The following is a 23,995-nucleotide window of genomic DNA, read 5'->3' as shown; positions in this document are numbered from 1 at the left end:
GGTTATCCTTGCATCTGCGGTTTGCGCGCGGTGACATGAATATAGCGCCCAAGGCTGATAAACGGCTCCTGGCGGCAATAGCGCGTTTCTATTTCTGTTAAAGCGTCTAAACAGTCATGCTGTTTTTGTTTATCACGCAGATAATCATGAAACACCCTCACGCCCGTTTTACCGGTTATCTCCCAACCGATCTCCTCCAGCCAGCCGTAGACTTCCTGAGGTTCACGCGGGAAATCGGGAGACAGCGTGCGCCGTTTCTTTTTATACATTCCCTGTTGCACATAGCCAAAATTACCCACCAATACATTACGCATCAGCAGGCCGTTTGCATTGTAGAACATCAGCGATAAAGCGCCGCCCGGGCGTAGCATCGACCACAGGGTTTTTAAAACGGCTTGTGGGTCAGCCACCCATTCCAGCACAGCATGGAACAATATCAGATCAACCTGAGAATCCAAATGCTGCGGAATGTCCTGAGCGGCACAATGTATAAAATGCATGTTGTCGCTCACACCTTTCTCTTCTGCCGCACGCTGAGCTCGCGCCACCATTTCAGCAGAAAGATCGCACAGGGTAACGTGATGGCCCCGCTGTGCCATGAGGATCGCTGTTTGCCCTTCTCCGCCACCCGCATCAAGCACACGCAATGTTTGGCCCACATATTCAGCAAGAAGCTTGTCCAGATCCTGCCAGAGGATCGTCTGGCGAAGCTGGCCTTTCGTGGTGCCATAAATATTGCGCGAAAACTTTTCCGCGATGTCATCAAAATTGCGATCCCGCATCACGCGCTCCACATGCTGACTTAAGGGTGACTAAGTAAAACCGCTATTTTGTCACACCCGCGCCGAGAATGAACCTTTCTGGTGTAATATCCCTGCAGATCCCTTGCTATATGGTTAAAAAAGGAACCAAAAAGGATGCTTTTTACGCTGAAGAAAGTGATTGGCGGTATGATGCTGCCGCTTCCGCTGATACTGCTTATTATGGGAGCAGGATTGTTGCTGGTGTGGTTTAGTCGCTTTCAGAAAACGGGGAAAGTCTGCATGAGCCTGAGCTGGCTGGCGCTTTTGCTGCTCAGCCTGCAACCTGTCGCCGATAGCCTGCTTAAACCGATTGAGAATACCTATCCCACCTGGCAGGATACGCAAAAAGTAAAATACATTGTGGTATTGGGCGGGGGTTATACCTGGAACCCGCAGTGGGCGCCGAGTTCAAATCTTATCAGTAATAGCCTTCCGCGCCTCAATGAAGGGCTGCGCCTGTGGCGAGCTAATCCGGGATCGAAGCTGATCTTCACGGGTGGGATTGCGAAGACCAATACCGTCAGCGCAGCGGAGGTCGGCGCCCGCGTGGCGCAGTCGCTGGGGGTTCCTCGTAGTGAGATCATCACGCTGGACACGCCAAAAGATACGGAAGAAGAAGCGGCCGCAGTGAAAGAGGCGATTGGCGATGCGCCGTTCCTGCTGGTGACATCCGCATCGCATTTACCGCGCGCGATGATTTTCTTCCAGCAGGCCGGACTGCATCCGCTGCCTGCACCCGCCAATCAACTGGCGGTCAACTCTCCGCTTAACCCGTGGGAGCGTGCCATTCCCTCTCCCGTTTGGCTGATGCATAGCGATCGCGTCGGCTACGAAACGCTGGGACGACTTTGGCAGTGGCTGAAAGGCTCGTCAGGCGAGCCAGGGCAGCAGTGATTTGGTTGCCAGATCAAAGTTAGACCGACTGAAACGCCCGGTATTAACCAGCTGGGCAACTTCATCCCACAACACGTACAGCCAGCGTCGCCAGATGAACGACTCCGCCACTGGCGCGCGTTGCAGATATTGCCACAGCAGGCTTTCCGCCAACGCATTATCCATCAGCCGGAACAACTCAAACTCTCTTGGCGCCCAGAGCATTAACCCCGGCCCTACCATCGCCAGGAGCTGGTCGCTACGGGCATCTTTGAGCATACTGCGCAAACTGAAATTCCCGTGGACCAGGACGCAGTTATCATTAAATCCTTCGAACAGGGCGGGCAGACACTCGCGGGTGCGAAACAAAATCCGCTTGTCCTGCATCGTTAGCCCAGTATTGCTGAACTGATTGAGGGTACTCCATAGCACCTCAACGCGTTGACGGTACCAGGACGGCCAGAAGTTTTCCTGGGTATTATCCACCTCACCCACGCAGCCGCGGCTGTCCTGGCGATGCCATGACAGCATCCCTTCCACGATCTGATCTTTTAAATGCTCCCAGCGTTCGGGGGTTCGGGCTGGCGCTTCCACCGGCACGCCGCGCAAGCGCTCAAGTAGCAGCACGTCCGGGCCGGGATGCTCTTCGTGGGTCAGGACACCATAAATGACCGGCATACGCACCGTACCGCTGCGTGCCAGCATGGACGTTTTCCATGCCAGCTGCTGCGCCATCCCCGGCGTGGTGAAGCTTCTTGCCATCAGCGGCATCGGATTTCCCTGGCTGTCATACAGTGACCACAGGGCCGTATCCGCTTTTTCATTCACGCATTCTATACGACTGAGCTTTTCACCCAGTAAATGACTGAGTTCGGCACGCAACTGTTCCATTTCAGATTGCCCTCATAAATGCGATTGCTTTCATAATGAGCGTCGTACAGACGGATGTCACCCGGATGAGATCAATTGATGAACAGAAAAGTAGAAGAAAAGAATCAAGACACGACACTCCTCCCACTAATACTCGTCAGACATCAATCTGTAAGCGGGTGGAGTGTGATGAGAAAAACTAACGCATTTCAGCGCGAACGCGCTCGAGATCTTCGGCGGTATCAACGCCTGTGCCAGGAACTTCTTTCGCCACAGCAACGTGAATTTTTTCGCCGTACCACAGCACGCGGAGCTGTTCCAGCATTTCAATATGCTCAAGCGGACTGGGCTGCCAGTTGACATAGCGACGAATAAAACCGGCGCGATAGCCGTAAATCCCCAGATGACGCAGGAAAGTGTCGCCGACGGTTTCGAGGCTTTTAGCAAAACGGTCGCGATCCCAGGGAATGGTCGCCCGTGAGAAATAGAGCGCGTAGCCTTCAGAATCCAGCACCACTTTTACCGCATTGGGATTAAAGGCTTCTTCCGTGGTGTGGATCGGCGCGGCAAGCGTTGCCATGCCGACCTGTCGTTGCGCCAGATTCTCTGCCACCTGACGAATAATGACCGCCGGGATCATCGGTTCATCACCCTGCACATTTACAATAACGGTATCGTCGCTAAAACCACATTTCTCGACAACTTCCGCCAGGCGCTCCGTTCCGGACTGGTGATCGGCGCGCGTCATGCACACTTCGCCGCCCACCGCCTCAATGGCGCGAGCGACATCTTCATGATCGGTAGCAACAATAATACGATCGGCACCGGACTCACGCGCACGTTCCAGAACATGCACAATCATCGGCTTGCCGTTGATATCCTGCAGCGGTTTACCGGGCAGACGCGTAGACGCATAGCGCGCGGGAATAATGACCACAAAACTCATGATTTGCTCTCATCAGCAGTCAGAGCGCGGGCTTCTGTTTCCAACAAAACAGGAATGCCGTCTCGCAGTGGGAAAGCGAGGTTGTCCGGCTTACAAATAAGTTCTTGTTTTTCCTGGTTGAACCAGAGTTTTCCATTGCAGACCGGGCAGGCAATAATTTCAAGCAGACGATGATCCATAGTTCCTCCAGATGGACCGGATTGTGAATCCGTAAATATTAACATAATCGTTTACCGGGCTGGGGCTATTTCCCAACCATCACGACAGTCAGCAAATAAACCGTCAGGGCAGCGTCCCAACGTTACGCGCGTCGCCTGTTGCCAACGCGCGAAATCATCGATTGCCTGGAACAGACCCTTTTGTAAGGTTCCCCCCGGTTTGACGCCATCCTGCAGCCAAAGCGAGATGACCTCCAGCACGCCCGTTTTACGGTGCATTTTAGCATCCATACGGCCAACCAGTTGTCCACGATGCAGCAGAGGCAAAACAAAATAGCCGTACTGCCGTTTTGGCGCAGGCGTATAGCACTCCAGTCGATAGGTAAAATCAAACAACTGCTCCGCACGTTTACGATCCCAGACCACCGGGTCGAAGGGGGATAAAACAGCGCTGTGGGTGGCCGTTAACTTGCCTGCCAGTGCCTGTTCAAGCAGCGGAAGCAGATCGCGATGAAGCCACATGGGGCCCAATTTTTCGACATCGACAGGAATAATTTGCTGCTGTTTTGCGCGCGCATCACGCCAGTTTTTGAGCTCCGGACGCTTTAAACGATAGTAGTCCGCCAGCCACGGTTCACGAAAAATACCAAGGCTGCGAGCACTGTTATCCAGCATGACAATTTCCGCTTCCGTCTGCGAAAGCAGGTCACGTTTGTCATCCCAGTGCGGCATGATGCGATGGGTTACATCATAAACCCGCTGGAAATTACGCCGCTCCACCACCATCACCCTGCCAGCGGTGAACAGCCCTTCAAGATGGCGCTTCTGTGGCTTCCATTCCCACCAGCCGCTGGTTCCCTTGCGCGGATGCTCGAAATCGGCCGAGCGCACAGGTCCATTATGCTGAATATGCAGCAGTAACTGCTCAATCTCATGGGCGTGTTCTTCCATCCAACCCGCTTTGTACTTCCAGCCCATATTCTCAGGGGCCAGCATACGATGGCGAATCAGCATAAAGTCACTGCGCGGTAAGAAACAGGCTTCATGCGCCCAGTATTCCATCAGTTCACCGCGCTGTAGCGAACCATCGAGCCACTGCGGGGAATAGTCGCCCAGTCGACTGAACAGCACCAGATAAGGACTGCGCGCCACAATATTGATGGTATCTATTTGCAGTAAAGACATGCGCGCAATAGTCGCGAGAATATCCGCCTGAGTTGCCCGGCGGCGTGTTTTTTTCAGCAGACCTTGTGCCGCAAGGTGAAGATGACGGGCATCCGTCAGAGAAAGGTGTGGCAACGACATTGATAACCTCATAAATCATTCGCTGCCGCAGCGTGAAATCGTTAACGAGCCAGCGAGGTTAACCGATCAAGTAAAACACCGGGTTGCTCGCCCGACAGATGCGCATCGACAGGTAGGTACCACCAGTTTTCATCAGCAAAAGCGCGACACTTCACCGCGTCTTTTTCCGTCATCACCAGCGTTTGTCCGGCAACTAACAGAGCACTGACGTCACTGTAGGCCAGAGACTGGTGGTCTGCCAACGGGATACATTTCTGCGGCCTGGCCCCGCATGCCGCCAGGGTGGCAAAAAAACGTGGGGGATGGCCAATCCCAGCCATAGCGACAATATTAGGTAACTGCGCGACATTACAGCGCTCGCCAGTGCGTAAATTAACGGCCAGTCCCGGCTCAAGCCGCATCGGAATTTCTCCCGCCTGCGGGATGCCACCATTGACGATAGCCGCATCCACCGATTTAAGCCGTCCGGCACGCTCACGCATTGGGCCCGCGGGAAGCCACCAGCCATTGCCAAACCGACGTTCGCCGTCAATCACCACAATTTCAACATCGCGCGCCAGAGCATAATGCTGCAGGCCATCGTCTGTGACGATAATCTGCACGTCGTGATAGGCAAGAATAGCTTTTACCGCATCGGCTCTTACCGGAGAAACAGCAACCGGCACGCCGGTACGCTGAAAGATCAGTACCGGTTCATCACCCGCTTCTGCCGTGGTAGTGTCCGCCGTCAGCAATAGCGGGTAAGCCTGCGCTTTTCCGCCATAGCCGCGTGAAACCACGCCCACGCGAATGCCGCGTTGCTGTAAGTGTTCAACCAGCCAGATAACCACTGGCGTTTTACCATTGCCGCCCGCAGTCAGGTTTCCGACCACTACAACCGGCACTGGCGCGCGCCATGCGCGTTTAAGCCCAAGCGTATAGCATAAGCGGATCCCCCCGCTCACCAGGCCATAAAGCCAGGAGAGCGGAAGTAACAATCGCCACAGCGGCGATTCACCAGACCAGATGCGCGCGATCATTGACCAAATTGCATTTTGTGTAATTGCGCATATACGCCACGCTGTTCAAGCAGTTCGCTATGGGTGCCGCGCTCAACAATCAGCCCGTCTTCCACAACGACAATCTCATCCGCCTGCTCAATGGTGGAAAGGCGGTGCGCAATGACCAGCGATGTACGGTTTTTCTGCAGTTCATCCAGAGCAGCCTGAATAGCGCGTTCGGATTCGGTATCCAGAGCCGACGTCGCTTCATCGAGGATCAGAATCGGGCTGTCGCGCAGCAAGGCACGGGCGATAGCAATACGCTGGCGCTGACCGCCGGAAAGCAGCACACCGTTCTCACCAATGACCGTATCCAGGCCATTATCCATTTTGTTGATGAAGTCCATGGCATAAGCCATTCGCGCCGCTTCTTCAATCTGCTCGCGGCTGTAGATATCCGTACGCGCGTAGGCGATGTTATTGGCTACCGTATCGTTAAACAGGTGTACGTTCTGCGAGACCAGAGCAACCTGATCGCGCAGGGATGCCAGGGTATATTCACGCAGGTCGTGTCCGTCCATCAGAATATGCCCTTCATCAATGTCATAGAAGCGCGTAATCAGACTGGCGATGGTAGATTTACCTGAACCTGAACGCCCTACCAGCGCAACGGTTTTACCCGCCGGAATATTCAGATTGATGTCACGCAGCGCAGGCACTTCACGTCCCGGATAGGTAAAGGTGACGTTACGGAACTCCAGATCGCCGCTCGCACGTTCGATAACGCGTTTACCTTCGTCTTTTTCTTGTTCGCTATCCAGAATAGTGAACAAAGTCTGGCACGCCGCCATACCGCGCTGGAACTGCGCGTTGACGTTAGTCAGGGACTTCAGCGGACGCATCAGGGCAATCATTGAGGAGAAGACGACCGTAATTGTCCCAGCCGTCAGGTTTTCCATGACGCTTGGGAAACTGGCCGCATACAACACGAAAGCCAGTGCCAAAGAGGCAATCAGTTGGATGATAGGATCGGAGATAGAAGAGGCGGAAACCATCTTCATGCCCTGCAATCGCATCTTGTTGCTGACTTTATCAAAACGTTTGGTTTCGACTTCCTGACCACCAAAAATCAATACTTCTTTGTGGCCTTTCAGCATCTGCTCCGCACTGGTCGTCACCTGCCCCATGGTGTTTTGCATATTCTTACTGATACTACGAAAACGCTTGGAAACCACGCGAATCGCAATTGACACAATGGGCGCCAGCACAATCAGAATTAATGACAGCTGCCAGCTGTAATAAAACATCATGATAAACAGGCCGATAATCGAGGCCCCTTCACGCACCACGGTGATCAGCGCGCCAGAAGACGATGACGCCACCTGCTCTGAATCATAGGTAATACGAGACAGTAACGTACCTGTAGATTGTTTATCAAAAAAGGCGACGGGCATGCCCATCATATGACCGAACAGGCGGCGGCGTATGGTCATCACCACTTTGCCTGACACCCAGGAAATACAGTAGCTGGAGACATAGCTGGTTAAGCCACGTACTATCATCAGCCCAATGACCACCAGTGGCATCCACATCAACACTGAGCGATCGGCTTTACCAAAACCATCATCCAGTAATGGTTTAAGGAGCGATAACATGAAGGTATCGCTGGCCGCGTTAAGGACTAACGCTATACCCGCCACGATCAGACCCGATTTAAAAGGCGCTATGGTCGGCCATAGTCGGCGAAACGTCTGCCACGTAGAGAGATCTTTATCGTTATGCATTCAAAAAACCAGCATTTGTTAGAATAGCCGCATATTCTACCCGTTATCCTCCGGCACGCCAAACCACTGATGATACCAACGAGGTAAAATCTGATCCCTTAGACTGCGTATCCGCCAGTTTTCCTGATAAAAGTCCAGCGTCACCTGCCCCTGATGAGGGGTATCCAGCCATTGGTAATTCTGCTGCTGATAGCGCTGCTTCACTTTCCACGAGGGCAGACGCCAGGCGTTATAGCGTGAAGCTGAGGCTAACGCAGCCTGCCCGCCCACCCGTTGAATCAGCGCTAATGATGATGAAGTATTGCTACCATGATGCGGAACCTGAATAAAAGTGGACTGCAGATGCTGCCAGTAGTGACTTAGCATTTTTTGTTCAGCGGGTGATTCAATATCACCGGTCAGAAGTAAACTGCGTTTTCCGTCATCAACCTTCACTACACAGGAATGGTTATTTCCTCGATCGCTATTTCCGCGAAGCGGCCAGTGCGCGCTGAACGTTAATCCTTGCCATTGCCAGCTCTCGCCACGAAAGCAGGGTAAATGGCCTTTCCATCCTAACGGGCTTCTCACCCACATTGTTGGCCAGGTTTTCAGTAATGAATCCATGCCTCCACGATGATCCAGATGTTCATGGCTCAACACGATCCCTTCAGGCGTCAGGTTGTGCCAGCGTAACCAGGGAATGATCAACTGCTGTGCGCTATCACCCCCTGGCCATGCCGGCCCGGTGTCATAGAGGATCGCTTTACCATTACGAGCAATGACCATTGCCAGTCCCTGCCCAACATCCAGCATAGATACCTGCCACACTTCAGCTCGCGATGTCCGCCAAAACGGCCAGCTCAGCAAAAATACCGCAGAAAAGCAGACTACCGGCAAGGTACGCCAGACATTCAGTCGCCATGCGATGAGCATTGCCCATGGCGCCAGAGAAAGCCATTGCCAGCGTTGGTCAATGTTGATCCAACCTTCTGGCAGGCTGTTGAGCGCCCAGAATAAGAGCGCCAGCGAGCGGTCGGCCAGATACCAGCAACCTGTCTCGATAACCAGCGGGCCGGTTAAGTGTGCGATCATGCCCGCAAGTATCAGCGGGACGGAAACAAACGTGACCAATGGAACTGCAAACAAATTAGCCAGAAATGAGGTCAAACTAATACCGTGAAACAAGGCGATTTGTACAGGCAGAAGCAGTAGCGTAATACCTAGTTGAAGATGCGCCAGTTCGATAAACACACGTCCTGTACGCGCGAGTGGCCATTCAGGCAATGGAAACCATTGATACCAGAATATCAGCGCCGCCACGGCAAACGCAGACAACCACAGGCTTTGAGACAGAATAGCGACGGGATCAACCACCACAATCGCGGACAGACAGCACGTCCAGACTGCCCAACCGCTCCACTGCCGCCCACTCAGCTTAAGTGCTCCCCAGACAATCAGTGCAACAACGGTGCGTAGTGCGGGTGGTTGTAACCCTGTTAACCAGGCATAAAACACTGCGCAAGCTATTCCACCCACTAACGGAACCTGCCAGGCGATCCAGCGGGTTGGCATAAAAAATTGCCCACTACGTATTAGCCCCGCGGCCAAAAGCGCAGCAAAGGCAATGTGCAACCCGGAAATAGCCATTAAATGCGTCGTTCCGGTATCGCGCATAATGTTTTTCACTTCTTGCGAAACGGACAATCGCTCCCCCATTCCCAGGCCCAGGATCACCCGCTGCCAGGGATAAGCGGCTAACGTCGTATTCAAAGAAGAGAGATAACGGGCACGCAGACTGCACTTCGGCGAGATGACTGTAGCCTGCAAGAAACGTCCCGTCAGCGGTTGATGCTGTGCTAACGCATAGCGCTGGCTATCGAATCCCCCTTCATTTAACTGACCGTGTACCGCGCGAACCTTAAGTGTCATCGCCCACTGCTGACCCGCGCAAACCTCACCGGGCAAGTACTGCCCATACAGTACGATCCCCAGCGCCGGAAATATCCGTCTCCCCTGCAGGCGGGTAATCTGCCCATAGTGTGTGGTCATATGGTCAGTGGCGGTTATCTGCACTACGGCCTGCTGTGTGTTAGCGGGGAGCGTATTACCCGCCCAGATAGCCTCTTTCGCCGCCAGTATTCCCCAGAGAAAGAACAACAGGGTTAACCCGGCGTATAGCAGATACTTGTGCGGAATAAGACAGAGCATACACGCCAGGCAAAACAGGCTGCTGATATACAGCATTCCGGGCAGCGTTGGCAACAGCGTTAGCGGGAGAATGCCGCACAATGCACACGTACTGACCGTTGTTATTTTCATGAAACACCTCCCTGTTACAGGAAGTGTGCAGGACAAAACCGAGGTTGTCTGGCAGCAATTTACCATTACACGAGGTGCGTTCCGCTGTTATTGAGCGGTGGATGTAACGTACGGTTTAACTGAGAGTAAGGTTCCAATATGGACAGACAGAAATGAAAAAAGCACCCATACAGGTGCTTTTCTCGGCGTTAAGTTTCGTTAAGAACTTAACCGTAAATATTGGCGCGATCGCGCAGTTCTTTACCTGGTTTAAAGTGCGGAACATACTTTCCTTCCAGATCCACTTTGTCGCCAGTCTTCGGATTACGTCCGGTACGTGGTGCGCGGTAATGCAAAGAAAAACTACCGAAACCGCGGATTTCAATACGCTCGCCCTGCGCCAGAGTCGAGGCCATATGTTCCAGCATCTCTTTTACCGCGTCTTCAACCGCTTTCGCGGGAATATGAGGCTGCTGGGTTGCAAGTCTTTCTATCAATTCTGACTTGGTCATGATTCCTCCGGTTCCTTAAAGGCAAAATTAGCTGCTGTATTGATTAAGGGCGGCCGTAGCCGCCCTTTGTCATTGATTACAGGACGAATCCTGTAATCTGTCAAGTTACTCGTCACCCTTTGTGCCGTTAATAGCACAAAGGATTTGGAGCACTCGATATTACTCGCCTTTAGCTGCTTTGAAAGCTTCAGCCATTGCGTTGTTAGAGAAGTTTGCATCTTCCTGTTTGTTAACAGTTGCGATTGCATCTTTCTCATCAGCTTCGTCTTTAGCACGAACAGACAGGCTGATTGCACGGTTCTTACGATCAACGCCGGTGAATTTAGCTTCAACGTCGTCGCCTACGCTCAGAACCAGAGTTGCATCTTCAACGCGGTCACGTGAAGCTTCAGAAGCGCGCAGGTAACCTTCAACGCCGTCAGCCAGTTCTACGGTTGCGCCTTTCGCGTCAACTGCAGTCACTTTACCGTTTACGATTGCGCCTTTCTTGTTCAGTGCAACCCAGTTGTTGAACGGATCTTCTGCGAGCTGTTTAACGCCCAGCGAGATACGCTCACGTTCTGCGTCAACCTGCAGAACAACTGCTGCGATTTCGTCGCCTTTTTTGTATTCACGAACTGCTTCTTCGCCTGCAACGTTCCAGGAGATGTCAGACAGGTGAACCAGGCCGTCGATGCCGCCGTCCAGGCCGATGAAGATACCGAAGTCAGTGATAGACTTGATTTTACCTTCAACACGGTCACCCTTGTTGTGGGTTTCCGCGAACTGCTGCCATGGGTTGTTTTTGCACTGCTTCAGACCCAGGGAGATACGACGACGTTCTTCGTCGATATCCAGAACCATAACTTCCACTACGTCGCCAACGTTAACAACTTTGGACGGGTGGATGTTTTTGTTGGTCCAATCCATTTCGGAAACGTGAACCAAGCCTTCAACGCCTTCTTCGATTTCAACGAAGCAGCCGTAGTCAGTCAGGTTGGTCACGCGACCAGTCAGTTTGGTACCTTCCGGATAACGCTTAGCGATAGCTACCCATGGATCTTCGCCCAGCTGTTTCAGGCCCAGAGATACACGAGTACGCTCGCGGTCGAACTTCAGCACTTTAACAGTGATTTCGTCGCCAACGTTTACGATTTCGCTCGGATGCTTAACGCGTTTCCATGCCATGTCGGTGATGTGCAGCAGGCCGTCAACGCCACCCAGATCAACGAATGCACCGTAGTCAGTGAGGTTCTTAACGATACCTTTAACTTCCATGCCTTCCTGCAGGTTTTCCAGCAGCTGATCGCGTTCTGCGCTGTTTTCGGATTCGATAACGGCACGACGGGAAACAACAACGTTGTTACGCTTCTGATCCAGCTTGATTACTTTGAATTCAAGCTCTTTGCCTTCCAGGTGCAGCGTGTCGCGGACCGGACGAACGTCTACCAGGGAACCCGGCAGGAACGCGCGAATACCATTCAGCTCAACAGTGAAGCCACCCTTGACTTTGCCATTGATAACACCAGTAACGGTCGCAGCTTCTTCGTAAGCTTTTTCCAGCGTGATCCAAGCTTCGTGACGTTTAGCTTTTTCACGGGACAGCAGAGTTTCACCGAAGCCGTCTTCTACTGCATCCAGAGCAACGTCAACTTCGTCACCAACCTGGATTTCCAGCTCGCCCTGGGCGTTTTTGAACTGCTCTGCCGGAATGGCAGACTCAGATTTCAGACCGGCGTCAACCAGTACGATATCTTTGTCGATAGCAACAACAACACCACGAACGATGGAACCCGGACGGGTTTCGATTTCTTTTAAGGATTCTTCAAACAGTTGAGCAAAAGATTCAGTCATGTTTAATCTTCAGGTTTCATATTTAACGTCCACCTGGCTCCATGCCGGATGGGGTTGTTTAACATACCCGCTGTCAATCCATTGCAACGGGGGTACTGCAAATTCGGTCGCACTTAAGCGAGTGCCAGTTTTTGGCGCGCGTATTGTAACGCTTTTTCAATCACTTGCTCAATGCTTAATCGGGTTGAATCCAAAACTAAAGCATCAGCAGCGGGAACTAATGGCGCTACAGCACGGTTTCGATCGCGGTCGTCGCGCTCTTCGATCTCGGCCAAAAGGCGTTCAAAGTTAACACTAAAGCCCTTTTCCTGCAACTGTAGCATACGTCGATGCGCACGTTCTTGCGAGGAGGCGTCCAGAAAAATTTTAACCGGTGCGTCAGGGAATACCACGGTCCCCATATCGCGTCCGTCAGCGATTAATCCCGGCGCTTCACGGAAGGCGCGTTGGCGGCGTAACAGCGCTTCACGCACTCGGGGAAACGCGGCCACCTGAGAGGCGGCATTTGCCACTTCCTGAGTGCGGATTTCACCGCTGACATCTTCACCTTCCAGAATAACTTCCAGATTGCCGTCTGTTGAGATAAAACGCACATCCAGATGAGACGCAAGCGGTACCAGAGCATCTTCGGAGGCAACATCAACATGGTGATGTAACGCTGCAAGCGCCAGTACGCGATAAATCGCGCCAGAATCTAACAGATGCCACTGCAATGCTTCCGCCATTGCTTTGCACAAGGTGCCTTTACCTGCACCGCTTGGGCCATCAATGGTAATAACCGGGGCAATTGCCGTCATCTTTTTCTCCTTAAACAGGCATACGTTAACGTAAACGCCGCGCATTATACGCGCCAACGCTAATAATCGTTAACACAGAGTGTAAAAACCCGATTAGTCTGTAACGATGTGAGGAAGAATTGCGCAATTATAGCGGGCTGGAGGGAAACCAGCCCGGAAGAAAATACCGATTTACTTTTTATCCGCAGCAATACGCTCACGCATATGCTCAGCACGGTCAGTAGAAGCCGGATGAGAATCCATCAACGATTTTGCATGTCCCGCATCCATGGTGGCAAACTTATCAAACGCGGTGACCAGGCCCTGACGGTCAATACCGCGTTTTTTCAATAAGTCGTAGGAAAAATCATCTGCATCCGATTCCTGGCTACGGGAGAATGCCGAATTAATCACGCCTTCAGCCAGATCGCCTAACTGAGACTGGGAGAGTTGTGCTGCGACGCCACTGGTTGCAGAAACCGCATCACGTGCGGCAAGCGTAGCATAGGCAGTTTGCATAGCTTTACGCGAATGCCCCAGGGAAACGTGGCCCAGTTCATGGCCCAATACCCCTTCGATTTCATTGTCTGTCATCAGATCCATCAGACCAGAATAGACACGCACGCAGCCATTCGCCATTGCCCAGGCATTGATATCACTGGTCATATAAACCTTATAGTTAACCGGCGTGCCATCAATGTTTTTACCCAGTGCTTTCGCAATTTTATTCAAACGCTTGGTATATTTACTTTTAGAACCAGCAAGCTGATTATCGCTATCCATCTGCTTACATGATTTATCAGACAGAGCTTTGACATCAGCATCTGAAAGCGTCGCAGCTTTATAAGCAGACATGCCAGAACTGGCAACAAGATCACCATTGACGCCATTTTTACAACCGGCCAACAGAGTGGCGGAAACCGCCAACGCTAAAAATAATGATTTATTCTTCATACTAATCTTCCATTGATATTTATAATAAAAACAAATAATTACAATCATCAACAAATTAGCATTAGTCGTAAGCGTAAAAATAGTGCGGTTACGGACAACGATGCGCCAGCCAGATGACTGGCGCAATATGAAGGCTAGGCAAGCGTACTAATACGCGCCAGCTGTTGGAAATAATCCGGGAAGGTTTTCGCCGTGCATTTAGGGTCAAGAATAGTCACTGGCGTATCAGACAGCGCCACCAGCGAGAAACACATTGCCATGCGGTGATCGTTATAGGTCGCGATATCGGCAAATTTTAACATTGCAGGCGGTGTGATGCGGATAAAGTCATGCCCCTCTTCCACTTCAGCGCCCACTTTACGTAACTCCGTCGCCATCGCGAACAGGCGGTCGGTCTCTTTGACACGCCAGTTGTAGATGTTACGCAGCGTAGTGGTGCCTTTCGCAAACAGAGCAGCTGTTGCAATGGTCATCGCCGCATCGGGAATATGGTTCATATCCATATCAACAGCGTTCAACTCGCCGCGAGTACAGGCAATAAAATCATCACCCCATGTAATAGTCGCGCCCATTTTTTCCAACACGTCGGCAAAGCGAATATCACCCTGCATACTGTTACGTCCGATCCCGGTGACTTTCACTGTGCCACCTTTGATCGCGCCAGCCGCGAGGAAATACGAGGCCGATGACGCATCCCCTTCGACCAGGTATGCACCAGGAGACTGGTATTGCTGCCCACCTTTAACAACAAAGTATTGATAGTTCTGGTTATCAATTTCAACGCCAAACGTTTTCATCAGGTTCAGCGTGATGTCGATATAAGGCTTTGATACCAGCTCACCTTTAATCGCGATCGTTGTATCCTGCGGTGCCAGCGGTGCAGTCATCAACAAGGCGGTGAGGAATTGGCTGGACACGCTGCCGTCCACTTCAACCTGCCCACCGATAAAACCACCGCGCAGACGTAAAGGCGGATAGTTTTCCTGCTCCAGGTAATCAATTTTTGCACCGCCCTGGCGCAGCGCATCAACCAGATGGCCAATCGGACGCTCTTTCATGCGAGGTTCGCCTGTCAGCACAATGTCGTTGCTGCCCAGACACAGCGCAGCGGCCAGCGGACGCATCGCGGTGCCGGCATTGCCAAGGAACAATTCCACAGCACCTTCGGCCTGTAACGCTCCACCGTTACCGATAATTTCGCAGCGGGTACGATCGGCGGAAAGGGTGTAGCTAATCCCTAACGCATTCAGTGCGTTAAGCATATGGCGGACATCATCGCTGTCCAGCAGGTTGGTCAGGACAGTGGTGCCATTTGCTAATGCAGCCAGCAGCAAAGCGCGGTTAGAAACACTTTTAGATCCAGGCAGATTGATGGTGCCATCTACCCGCGCGATGGGTTGTAACGTCAGGGATTCCATGAAACTTAACTCTCAAAAACAGATATAAAAACCCCACAGTCTGGCTGTGGGGATGAAAAAACCGCAAATTAGCCGCGGCGACGCTCGAAATCGATCATGAAATCGGTCAACGCTTTCACGCCTTCAAGCGGCATCGCATTGTAGATAGACGCCCGCATTCCACCGACCACGCGATGCCCTTTCAGCGCATGCAGGCCAGCAGCAAAAGACTCTTCGAGGAAAAGTTTATCCAGTGCGCTGTCAGCCAACTGGAACGGAACATTCATGCGTGAGCGGTTAGATTTCGCGACATCGTTACGGTAGAAGTCACTGTTATCAATTACGCCATACAGTAGTTCCGCTTTTTGCTGGTTAATTTTGTCCATCGCGCTGACGCCACCCTGCTTTTTCAGCCACTTAAAGACCAGACCGGAGAGGTACCAGGCAAATGTCGGCGGCGTGTTGAACATCGAGTCATTGTCGTTCAGGACGGTGTAATCGAGGATCGACGGACAGGACACATGCGCCTTGCCCAGTAAATCTTCACGTACGATGACAATCGTCAGGCCCGCCGGACCAATATTTTTCTGCGCGCCCGCGTAGATAACGCCATAGCGGCTAACGTCAAGCGGCCCGGACAGAATAGTAGAAGAGAGATCTGCCGTGACCACCACATTACTGGCAAAATTCGGCGTTTCATCGATCGCGATACCATCAATGGTTTCGTTCGGGCAATAGTGCAAATACGCCGCGTTGTCAGAAAGCTGCCATTCACTCATCGGCTTGACAGCACGCAGACCATCGACGGTGACTTTGGCATCAATCACGTTTGGCGTGCAGTACTTTTTCGCTTCTTTAATGGCGCTGGCCGCCCAGTAACCGGCGTCGACGTAGTCCGCTGTGGTTTTATCGCCCAAAATATTAAGTGGGATCCCGGCGAACTGACCGCGACCGCCGCCATGACAGAACAACACTTTGTAGTTGGAGGGAATGCTAAGGAGATCGCGAAAATCCTGCTCCGCTTCCTCTGCGACCTGGATAAATTCTTTGCCACGGTGACTAATTTCCATGACCGACGTGCCAAGACCATTCCAGTCGCGGAGATCCTGTTGAGCCAGTTTAAGTACGTCCGCCGGTAGCATTGCCGGACCTGAACTAAAATTGAAGACCTGAGCCATTTCCCCTCACCACGTTGTGTTGTTATCCAGTCAACATCCTGTCTTTGGCGATATTTCCAGCGACAGACATTGGGTATATGTTATTCCTGTGGATATCGGTTTTATCATTCAGTGACACGCGCCGCAATGGGTAAAACCGGCCAGGGCGAAAATGTGCCCTTCGTCACACAACAGAATCTATCGGATTGACGACCAAAAACCGATATTTTCGCTGTCAGGTGACCCGTTTTGCCCGACTGGCCTTCGTCCATTCTGGATTTGCACAGCGTGGACATAATTGATGATCCCCGGCGCACATGCGAATCACCTCACTACAGCGTACGCAGGCATAATCTCCCGCTTCCGGTACCACCTTAAATCGTTGGATACAGCGCTCAGGAAGAATGCTGAGACCGGGTTTGACGTCTTCGTTGGCAAAGAAATAGACGCTGATTTGTCCATTGGTCTCCAGAATAGCGAGTTTCACCTGCCCTAATTGCTCCACGCCGTTCAGGCGCAATTCCATAAAAAATTCGAATTCCGTCATATTCGCGTTATTGAGCTTCGACCATGACAGCTCGCCGTCTTCAATAATCACCAGAGGTTTGCCCTCCAGCAAATCTTCCAGCTTTTCGCTGTGCGCCATCAACCACATCACTAAGCGATAAAGCAGCGCGAGGGTAATGAAGACCACCAGCACCGGGAGCAGCGGAACATCGTCATAAAACGCCACATCCCCCGCCGCCGAGCCCAGCGTCAGGATAATCAGTACTTCAAAAAGCGACATCTGCCGTACGCCACGCCGTCCGGTAATTTTTAAAAACAAGAAAACCAATATAAAGGTATACAGGCTGCGCAGCGCAACCTCGCCCAGAAACTCCATGGGTACTTTATCGAGCGCCATACGGTGTAAATCGAATGCTTTCATTTTGTACTCTTAACGTTGGTTACCGTGTGAAAGCATAGTCAACGCTTTTATTTGCGTCACAGCGGTGGCGGCGATAGCACCATTCATATAAAACCCGTATCATTGCGCGCTTTCCGTACGACAAAAGTGATTTTCATGACGCAAACATTTATTCCCGGCAAAGATGCCGCTCTGGAAGATTCCATCGCCCGCTTCCAGCAAAAACTCCTCGACCTCGGTTTCCAGATTGAAGAAGCCTCATGGTTGAATCCCGTTCCTAACGTCTGGTCTGTACATATTCGCGATAAAGAGTGCGCCCTGTGTTTCACCAACGGTAAAGGTGCGACGAAAAAAGCGGCGCTGGCTTCCGCGCTGGGCGAATATTTTGAGCGTCTGTCCACCAACTATTTCTTCGCCGATTTCTGGCTGGGTGAAACCATCGCTAACGGCCCGTTCGTGCATTACCCGAACGAAAAATGGTTCCCGCTGACTGAAGACGACAATGTGCCGGAAGGTCTGCTGGATGAGCGTCTGCGCGCGTTCTACGATCCAGATAACGAACTGGCCGGCAGCATGCTGATCGACCTGCAGTCAGGCAATGAAGAACGCGGTATCTGCGGCCTGCCGTTTACCCGCCAGTCTGATAACCAAACCGTGTACATTCCGATGAATATCATCGGCAACCTGTATGTCTCTAACGGGATGTCTGCAGGGAACACCCCGAATGAAGCGCGCGTTCAGGGGCTGTCTGAAGTCTTTGAACGCTATGTGAAGAATCGCATTATCGCAGAAAGCATCAGCCTGCCGGAAATTCCGGCCGACGTGCTGGCACGCTATCCGGCCGTGGTCGAATCCATCGCCAAGCTGGAGTCTGAAGGATTCCCTATTTTCGCCTATGACGGCTCGCTGGGCGGTAAATACCCGGTTATCTGCGTGGTGCTGTTTAACCCGGCGAACGGGACCTGTTTTGCGTCATTCGGTGCTCACCCGGACTTCGGCGTAGCGCTGGAACGTACCGTCACCGAACTGCTGCAGGGCCGCGGTCTGAAAGATCTTGATGTCTTTATGCCGCCGACCTTTGATGATGAAGAAGTGGCTGAGCATACCAACCTCGAAACCCATTTCATCGATTCCAGCGGCCTGATCTCCTGGGATCTGTTCAAGCAGGATGCCGATTATCCGTTCGTTGACTGGAATTTCTCCGGCACCACGGAAGAAGAGTTCGCCACTCTGATGGCTATCTTCAAAACCGAAGATAAAGAAGTGTATATCGCGGATTACGAGCATCTGGGCGTTTACGCTTGCCGTATCATCGTTCCGGGAATGTCTGACATCTATCCGGCTGAAGATCTGTGGTTAGCGAATAACGGTATGGGTACGCATCTGCGTGAAACGATTCTTTCTCTGCCAGGCAGCGAATGGGATAAAGAAGACTATCTCAGCCTGCTCGAACAGCTGGACGAAGAAGGTTTTGACGACTTTACCCGCGTGCGTGAGCTGCTCGGTCTGGCAACCGGTCCAGATAACGGTTGGTCTACGCTGCGCATTGGCGAACTGAAAGTGATGCTGGCGCTGGCCGGTGGCGATCTTGAGCAGGCGCTGATTTGGACCGAGTGGACGATGGAATTTAACACCTCCGTCTTTAGCGCCGAACGTGCCAACTACTACCGTTGCCTGCAAACGCTGCTGCTGCTGTCACAGGAAGACGATCGCCAGCCGCTGCAGTATTTGAACGCCTTCGTACGTATGTACGGTGCCGATGCTGTTGAAGCGGCAAGTGCGGCATTAAGTGGAGAAGCGCCGTTCTATGGCCTTCAAGCCGTCGATAACGATCTGCAGGCTTTCCCGGCACATCAGTCTCTGCTGAAAGCCTACGAAAAACTGCAGCGTGCAAAAGCAGCATACTGGTCAAAATAATAGCAAATAGCCTGCTCTGAGTAGGCTTCAACAATTGACTACGCTATATTACGGGGCGCTTTTAGTGCCCCGTTTTTTTATTTTTGATTACACAAAAATAAATGTGAAAACAAGGTTAATAATTAGTGGTTGATATTAAAAAAAATAGTTTGCTAGTGTTGCATTTTATCTCAATTACTCCATTTTAATTAACCGCTCAACTGGAGGTTAAAGGAAAAAATTCAACTCACTTTATAATTTTTAAAATTTATTTTTACTTGAATAATCAAAAAGTTACTCCGTAATCGCATAAAAACCATGCGTCTTACGGGCCTATAAGCCAGGCGAGATATGATCTATATCAAATTCTCATCTATAATGCTTTGTTAGTATCTCGTCGCCGACTTAATAAAGAGAGAGTTAGTGTGAAAGCTGACAACCCTTTTGATCTTATACTTCCTGCTGCTATGGCCAAAGTTGCCGAAGAAGCAGGCGTCTATAAAGCAACGAAACATCCGCTTAAGACGTTCTATCTGGCAATTACTGCCGGTGTGTTCATTTCAATTGCCTTTGTTTTCTATATCACCGCCACGACCGGTACTGGAACAATGCCCTTTGGCATGGCTAAACTGATCGGTGGTATCTGCTTTTCCCTGGGCCTGATTCTTTGTGTTGTCTGCGGCGCTGACCTCTTTACTTCAACCGTACTGATTGTCGTCGCGAAGGCCAGTGGGCGCATTACCTGGGGCCAACTGGCAAAAAACTGGCTTAACGTCTATGTTGGCAACCTGATTGGTTGTTTGCTCTTTGTGCTACTGATGTGGCTTTCCGGCGAATATATGACCGCCAACGGCGCTTGGGGGCTAAACGTCCTGCAAACCGCCGATCACAAAGTGCATCACACCTTTGTTGAAGCCGTCAGCCTCGGCATTCTGGCTAACCTGATGGTGTGTCTGGCCGTATGGATGAGCTACTCAGGTCGCAGCCTGATGGACAAAGCGTTTATCATGGTATTACCGGTCGCAATGTTTGTTGCCAGCGGTTTTGAGCACAGTATCGCAAACATGTTTATGATCCCTATGGGTATCGTAATACGCGATTTCGCCACGCCGGAATTTTGGACCGCTGTCGGTTCTTCTCCGGAGAATTTCTCTCACCTGACCGTGATGAATTTCATCACCGATAACCTGATTCCGGTTACGATCGGTAACATTATCGGCGGCGGTTTGTTAGTCGGGTTGACATACTGGGTCATTTACCTACGTGGTAACGATCATCATTAATATGTTGATGCCCATTACACGTAGTAAATAAAAAATCCACTTAAGAAGGTAGGTGTTACATGTCCGAGCTTAATGAAAAGTTAGCCACAGCCTGGGAAGGTTTTACCAAAGGTGATTGGCAGAATGAAGTAAACGTCCGTGACTTCATTCAGAAAAACTACACTCCGTATGAGGGTGACGAGTCCTTCCTGGCTGGCGCAACTGAAGCGACCACTGCACTGTGGGAGAGCGTGATGGAAGGCGTTAAACAGGAAAACCGCACTCACGCGCCTGTTGACTTTGACACCTCCGTTGCTTCTACCATCACTTCTCACGACGCTGGCTACATCAACAAGCAGCTTGAGAAAATCGTTGGTCTGCAGACTGAAGCTCCGCTGAAACGTGCGATCATTCCGTTTGGCGGCATCAAAATGGTTGAAGGTTCCTGCAAAGCATACAATCGCGAACTGGACCCGATGCTGAAAAAAATCTTCACCGAATACCGCAAAACCCACAACCAGGGCGTATTCGATGTTTATACCAAAGACATTCTGAACTGCCGTAAATCCGGTATTCTGACTGGTCTGCCAGATGCGTATGGCCGTGGCCGTATCATCGGTGACTACCGTCGCGTTGCGCTGTACGGTATCGACTACCTGATGAAAGACAAATACGCTCAGTTCGTCTCTCTGCAGTCCGATCTTGAAAATGGCGTAAACCTGGAAGCAACTATCCGTCTGCGTGAAGAAATCGCTGAGCAGCACCGCGCACTGGGTCAGATCAAAGAAATGGCTGCTAAATATGGCTGCGATATCTCTGGTCCGGCTACCAACGCTCAGGAAGCTATCCAGTGGACCTACTTCGGCTACCTGGCCGCTGTTAAGTCTCAGAACGGCGCAGCAATGTCCTTCGGTCGCGTATCCACCTTCCTGGACGCATACATCGAACGTGATATCAAAGCAGGCAAAATCACCGAACAAGACGCTCAGGAAATGATTGACCACCTGGTCATGAAACTACGTATGGTTCGCTTCCTGCGTACACCTGAATATGATGAACTGTTCTCCGGTGACCCGATTTGGGCAACTGAATCAATCGGTGGTATGGGCGTTGACGGTCGTACTCTGGTGACCAAAAACAGCTTCCGCTTCCTGAACACCCTGTACACCATGGGTCCTTCTCCGGAGCCGAACATCACCGTTCTGTGGTCTGAAAAACTGCCTCTGAACTTCAAGAAATTCGCCGCTAAAGTGTCCATCGACACCTCTTCTCTGCAGTATGAGAACGATGATCTGATGCGTCCGGACTTCAACAACGACGATTACGCTATCGCTTGCTGCGTAAGCCCGATGGTTGTTGGTAAACAAATGCAGTTCTTCGGTGCGCGTGCAAACCTGGCGAAAACCATGCTGTACGCAATCAACGGCGGCGTTGATGAAAAACTGAAAATCCAGGTTGGTCCGAAATCTGAACCAATCAAAAGTGACGTCCTGAACTTCGACGAAGTAATGGAACGCATGGATCACTTCATGGATTGGCTGGCTAAACAGTACGTCACCGCACTGAACGTTATCCACTACATGCACGACAAATACAGCTACGAAGCTTCTCTGATGGCGCTGCACGACCGTGACGTTATCCGCACCATGGCGTGTGGTATCGCAGGTCTGTCCGTTGCTGCTGACTCCTTGTCTGCAATCAAATATGCGAAAGTTAAACCGATTCGTGACGAAGACGGTCTGGCTATCGACTTCGCAATCGAAGGCGAATACCCGCAGTTTGGTAACAACGACTCTCGCGTTGATGACATGGCGGTTGACCTGGTAGAACGTTTCATGAAGAAAATTCAGAAACTGACTACTTACCGTAACGCTATCCCGACTCAGTCTGTTCTGACCATCACTTCTAACGTGGTATATGGTAAGAAAACCGGTAACACCCCAGATGGTCGTCGTGCTGGCGCACCGTTTGGACCGGGTGCTAACCCAATGCACGGTCGTGACCAGAAAGGTGCTGTTGCCTCTCTGACCTCCGTTGCGAAACTGCCGTTTGCTTACGCTAAAGATGGTATCTCTTACACCTTCTCTATCGTTCCGAACGCTCTGGGTAAAGACGACGAAGTTCGTAAGACCAACCTGGCGGGTCTGATGGATGGTTACTTCCACCACGAAGCGTCCATCGAAGGTGGTCAGCACCTGAACGTGAACGTTATGAACCGTGAAATGCTGCTGGACGCGATGGAACATCCTGAGAAATATCCTCAGCTGACCATCCGTGTATCTGGTTACGCAGTACGTTTTAACTCCCTGACTAAAGAACAGCAGCAGGATGTTATTACCCGTACTTTCACTCAGACCATGTAATTCCCTGTCTGACTGAAAAAGAGTACAATAAAGGCTCCACGTAAGTGGGGCCTTTTTAACAGGTTACTCCTCAGACCCAGCCTGTTTCGTCAGCTATCTATACTTATGGATGACTGCCAAAACAGACTCGACACAGTTAATAACTGTGCACTCACTCTGGCCCCGGATGGGCCATATCTGGAGATACACCGCAATGTCAGTTATTGGTCGCATTCACTCCTTTGAATCCTGTGGCACCGTAGACGGCCCGGGCATCCGTTTTATTACCTTCTTCCAGGGCTGCCTGATGCGCTGCCTGTATTGCCATAACCGTGATACGTGGGATACGCACGGTGGTAAAGAAGTCACCGTTGAAGAATTGATGAAAGAAGTAGTGACCTATCGTCACTTTATGAACGCCTCCGGTGGTGGCGTCACGGCATCCGGCGGTGAGGCCATCCTGCAGGCTGAATTCGTTCGCGACTGGTTCCGCGCCTGTAAGAAAGAAGGTATTCACACCTGTCTCGACACCAACGGTTTTGTTCGTCGCTACGATCCAGTGATTGATGAGTTGCTGGAAGTGACCGACCTGGTGATGCTCGATCTCAAACAAATGAACGATGAAATTCACCAGAATCTGGTGGGTGTATCCAATCATCGTACGCTGGAGTTCGCACGCTATTTGTCTAACAAAGATATCAACGTGTGGATCCGCTACGTTGTCGTGCCGGGTTGGTCTGATGATGACGATTCCGCACATCGCCTGGGCGAGTTTACCCGCGATATGGGTAACGTCGAAAAAATCGAACTGCTGCCTTACCACGAACTGGGAAAACACAAATGGGTGGCAATGGGCGAAGAGTACAAACTGGATGGCGTGAAGCCGCCGAAGAAAGAGACCATGGATCGCGTGAAAGGCATCCTTGAACAGTATGGTCATAAAGTGATGTATTGATTCTT

General features: G+C 51.4%; 20 protein-coding genes. 5 read left to right on the top strand and 15 right to left on the bottom strand.

Annotation, left to right across the window (positions count from 1 at the left end; genetic code table 11):
* Positions 1-2: 2 nt before the first annotated feature.
* Positions 3-782: a tRNA uridine 5-oxyacetic acid(34) methyltransferase CmoM gene (gene cmoM, locus JQ822_RS02895; protein WP_213132198.1), complete on the bottom strand. Its 780-nt coding sequence runs from the start codon at positions 780-782 to the stop codon at positions 3-5.
* 135 nt (positions 783-917) lie between these two features.
* On the opposite strand from cmoM, the gene elyC reads away from it, so the two are divergent.
* Positions 918-1,697 carry an envelope biogenesis factor ElyC gene (elyC, locus tag JQ822_RS02890; protein WP_213132197.1) on the top strand — a complete coding sequence of 260 codons (780 nt, stop codon included), beginning with the start codon at positions 918-920 and terminating at the stop codon, positions 1,695-1,697.
* Here the strand turns inward: elyC and JQ822_RS02885 are convergent.
* The 14 genes from JQ822_RS02885 to JQ822_RS02820 form a co-directional block, all read right to left on the bottom strand.
* Positions 1,674-2,567 (bottom strand): YcbJ family phosphotransferase, encoded by an 894-nt coding sequence (locus JQ822_RS02885; RefSeq protein ID WP_213132196.1) that lies wholly within the window; start codon positions 2,565-2,567, stop codon positions 1,674-1,676. The two genes, elyC and JQ822_RS02885, sit on opposite strands and share 24 nt — an antisense overlap.
* A 178-nt stretch (positions 2,568-2,745) precedes the next feature.
* Positions 2,746-3,492 carry a 3-deoxy-manno-octulosonate cytidylyltransferase gene (kdsB, locus tag JQ822_RS02880; RefSeq protein WP_213132195.1) on the bottom strand — a complete coding sequence of 249 codons (747 nt, stop codon included), beginning with the start codon at positions 3,490-3,492 and terminating at the stop codon, positions 2,746-2,748.
* Positions 3,489-3,671: a protein YcaR gene (ycaR, locus tag JQ822_RS02875; protein ID WP_135322503.1), complete on the bottom strand. Its 183-nt coding sequence runs from the start codon at positions 3,669-3,671 to the stop codon at positions 3,489-3,491. The genes kdsB and ycaR overlap by 4 nt, the downstream gene beginning before the upstream one ends.
* Positions 3,672-3,722: 51 nt before the next feature.
* Positions 3,723-4,955 carry a winged helix-turn-helix domain-containing protein gene (locus JQ822_RS02870; RefSeq protein ID WP_213132194.1) on the bottom strand — a complete coding sequence of 411 codons (1,233 nt, stop codon included), beginning with the start codon at positions 4,953-4,955 and terminating at the stop codon, positions 3,723-3,725.
* A 41-nt stretch (positions 4,956-4,996) separates the two neighbouring features.
* Positions 4,997-5,974, bottom strand: a complete 978-nt coding sequence (gene lpxK, locus JQ822_RS02865) for a tetraacyldisaccharide 4'-kinase (RefSeq protein WP_213132193.1) — start codon at positions 5,972-5,974, stop codon at positions 4,997-4,999.
* Positions 5,971-7,719, bottom strand: a complete 1,749-nt coding sequence (gene msbA, locus JQ822_RS02860; RefSeq protein ID WP_213132192.1) for a lipid A ABC transporter ATP-binding protein/permease MsbA — start codon at positions 7,717-7,719, stop codon at positions 5,971-5,973. The genes lpxK and msbA overlap by 4 nt, the downstream gene beginning before the upstream one ends.
* A gap of 36 nt (positions 7,720-7,755) precedes the next feature.
* The gene (locus JQ822_RS02855) at positions 7,756-10,020 is read right to left on the bottom strand and encodes a ComEC family protein (protein ID WP_213132191.1); all 2,265 of its coding nucleotides are present in this window, start codon (positions 10,018-10,020) and stop codon (positions 7,756-7,758) included.
* 206 nt (positions 10,021-10,226) lie between these two features.
* Complete coding sequence (ihfB, locus tag JQ822_RS02850) at positions 10,227-10,511, bottom strand: integration host factor subunit beta (RefSeq protein WP_003035780.1); 285 nt, start codon at positions 10,509-10,511, stop codon at positions 10,227-10,229.
* A gap of 159 nt (positions 10,512-10,670) precedes the next feature.
* On the bottom strand, positions 10,671-12,344 hold the full coding sequence (gene rpsA / locus JQ822_RS02845) for a 30S ribosomal protein S1 (RefSeq protein WP_045441262.1): 1,674 nt from the start codon (positions 12,342-12,344) through the stop codon (positions 10,671-10,673).
* A gap of 113 nt (positions 12,345-12,457) precedes the next feature.
* A complete protein-coding gene (gene cmk, locus JQ822_RS02840) occupies positions 12,458-13,141 on the bottom strand; it encodes a (d)CMP kinase (protein WP_045441261.1) in 684 nt (227 codons plus the stop codon).
* A 171-nt stretch (positions 13,142-13,312) separates the two neighbouring features.
* Positions 13,313-14,074, bottom strand: a complete 762-nt coding sequence (gene loiP / locus JQ822_RS02835) for a metalloprotease LoiP (RefSeq protein ID WP_213132956.1) — start codon at positions 14,072-14,074, stop codon at positions 13,313-13,315.
* Between the two features lie 134 nt (positions 14,075-14,208).
* On the bottom strand, positions 14,209-15,492 hold the full coding sequence (gene aroA, locus JQ822_RS02830; RefSeq protein WP_213132190.1) for a 3-phosphoshikimate 1-carboxyvinyltransferase: 1,284 nt from the start codon (positions 15,490-15,492) through the stop codon (positions 14,209-14,211).
* 68 nt (positions 15,493-15,560) lie between these two features.
* Positions 15,561-16,649 carry a 3-phosphoserine/phosphohydroxythreonine transaminase gene (gene serC / locus JQ822_RS02825; RefSeq protein ID WP_213132189.1) on the bottom strand — a complete coding sequence of 363 codons (1,089 nt, stop codon included), beginning with the start codon at positions 16,647-16,649 and terminating at the stop codon, positions 15,561-15,563.
* A gap of 214 nt (positions 16,650-16,863) precedes the next feature.
* Positions 16,864-17,556: a DUF421 domain-containing protein gene (locus JQ822_RS02820; protein WP_213132188.1), complete on the bottom strand. Its 693-nt coding sequence runs from the start codon at positions 17,554-17,556 to the stop codon at positions 16,864-16,866.
* A 135-nt stretch (positions 17,557-17,691) separates the two neighbouring features.
* Between JQ822_RS02820 and ycaO the strand changes: the two genes are divergently transcribed.
* The 4 genes from ycaO to pflA all read left to right on the top strand — a co-directional run bounded on the left by ycaO (position 17,692) and on the right by pflA (position 23,990).
* Complete coding sequence (ycaO, locus tag JQ822_RS02815; protein ID WP_213132187.1) at positions 17,692-19,452, top strand: 30S ribosomal protein S12 methylthiotransferase accessory factor YcaO; 1,761 nt, start codon at positions 17,692-17,694, stop codon at positions 19,450-19,452.
* A 404-nt stretch (positions 19,453-19,856) separates the two neighbouring features.
* Positions 19,857-20,714 (top strand): formate transporter FocA, encoded by an 858-nt coding sequence (gene focA / locus JQ822_RS02810; RefSeq protein ID WP_213132186.1) that lies wholly within the window; start codon positions 19,857-19,859, stop codon positions 20,712-20,714.
* Between the two features lie 59 nt (positions 20,715-20,773).
* Complete coding sequence (gene pflB, locus JQ822_RS02805) at positions 20,774-23,056, top strand: formate C-acetyltransferase (RefSeq protein ID WP_213132185.1); 2,283 nt, start codon at positions 20,774-20,776, stop codon at positions 23,054-23,056.
* Positions 23,057-23,249: 193 nt separating this feature from the next.
* Positions 23,250-23,990: a pyruvate formate lyase 1-activating protein gene (gene pflA, locus JQ822_RS02800; protein ID WP_135322514.1), complete on the top strand. Its 741-nt coding sequence runs from the start codon at positions 23,250-23,252 to the stop codon at positions 23,988-23,990.
* The last annotated feature ends 5 nt before the right edge of the window (positions 23,991-23,995 follow it).

It is taken from the genome of Citrobacter sp. FP75 (genome assembly GCF_018342065.1).
GTDB lineage: Bacteria > Pseudomonadota > Gammaproteobacteria > Enterobacterales > Enterobacteriaceae > Citrobacter.
The sequence above is the reverse complement of the archived record's forward strand: the minus strand, read 5'-3'. Positions and strand labels throughout refer to the sequence as shown.

What these genes read in the sequence shown, in the direction of transcription:
- cmoM (WP_213132198.1), bottom strand. Translation starts at nt 782, where the DNA reads ATGCGGGATCGCAATTTTGATGACATCGCGGAAAAGTTTTCGCGCAAT.
- elyC (WP_213132197.1), top strand. Translation starts at nt 918, where the DNA reads ATGCTTTTTACGCTGAAGAAAGTGATTGGCGGTATGATGCTGCCGCTT.
- JQ822_RS02885 (WP_213132196.1), bottom strand. Translation starts at nt 2,567, where the DNA reads ATGGAACAGTTGCGTGCCGAACTCAGTCATTTACTGGGTGAAAAGCTC.
- kdsB (WP_213132195.1), bottom strand. Translation starts at nt 3,492, where the DNA reads ATGAGTTTTGTGGTCATTATTCCCGCGCGCTATGCGTCTACGCGTCTG.
- ycaR (WP_135322503.1), bottom strand. Translation starts at nt 3,671, where the DNA reads ATGGATCATCGTCTGCTTGAAATTATTGCCTGCCCGGTCTGCAATGGA.
- JQ822_RS02870 (WP_213132194.1), bottom strand. Translation starts at nt 4,955, where the DNA reads ATGTCGTTGCCACACCTTTCTCTGACGGATGCCCGTCATCTTCACCTT.
- lpxK (WP_213132193.1), bottom strand. Translation starts at nt 5,974, where the DNA reads ATGATCGCGCGCATCTGGTCTGGTGAATCGCCGCTGTGGCGATTGTTA.
- msbA (WP_213132192.1), bottom strand. Translation starts at nt 7,719, where the DNA reads ATGCATAACGATAAAGATCTCTCTACGTGGCAGACGTTTCGCCGACTA.
- JQ822_RS02855 (WP_213132191.1), bottom strand. Translation starts at nt 10,020, where the DNA reads ATGAAAATAACAACGGTCAGTACGTGTGCATTGTGCGGCATTCTCCCG.
- ihfB (WP_003035780.1), bottom strand. Translation starts at nt 10,511, where the DNA reads ATGACCAAGTCAGAATTGATAGAAAGACTTGCAACCCAGCAGCCTCAT.
- rpsA (WP_045441262.1), bottom strand. Translation starts at nt 12,344, where the DNA reads ATGACTGAATCTTTTGCTCAACTGTTTGAAGAATCCTTAAAAGAAATC.
- cmk (WP_045441261.1), bottom strand. Translation starts at nt 13,141, where the DNA reads ATGACGGCAATTGCCCCGGTTATTACCATTGATGGCCCAAGCGGTGCA.
- loiP (WP_213132956.1), bottom strand. Translation starts at nt 14,074, where the DNA reads ATGAAGAATAAATCATTATTTTTAGCGTTGGCGGTTTCCGCCACTCTG.
- aroA (WP_213132190.1), bottom strand. Translation starts at nt 15,492, where the DNA reads ATGGAATCCCTGACGTTACAACCCATCGCGCGGGTAGATGGCACCATC.
- serC (WP_213132189.1), bottom strand. Translation starts at nt 16,649, where the DNA reads ATGGCTCAGGTCTTCAATTTTAGTTCAGGTCCGGCAATGCTACCGGCG.
- JQ822_RS02820 (WP_213132188.1), bottom strand. Translation starts at nt 17,556, where the DNA reads ATGAAAGCATTCGATTTACACCGTATGGCGCTCGATAAAGTACCCATG.
- ycaO (WP_213132187.1), top strand. Translation starts at nt 17,692, where the DNA reads ATGACGCAAACATTTATTCCCGGCAAAGATGCCGCTCTGGAAGATTCC.
- pflB (WP_213132185.1), top strand. Translation starts at nt 20,774, where the DNA reads ATGTCCGAGCTTAATGAAAAGTTAGCCACAGCCTGGGAAGGTTTTACC.
- pflA (WP_135322514.1), top strand. Translation starts at nt 23,250, where the DNA reads ATGTCAGTTATTGGTCGCATTCACTCCTTTGAATCCTGTGGCACCGTA.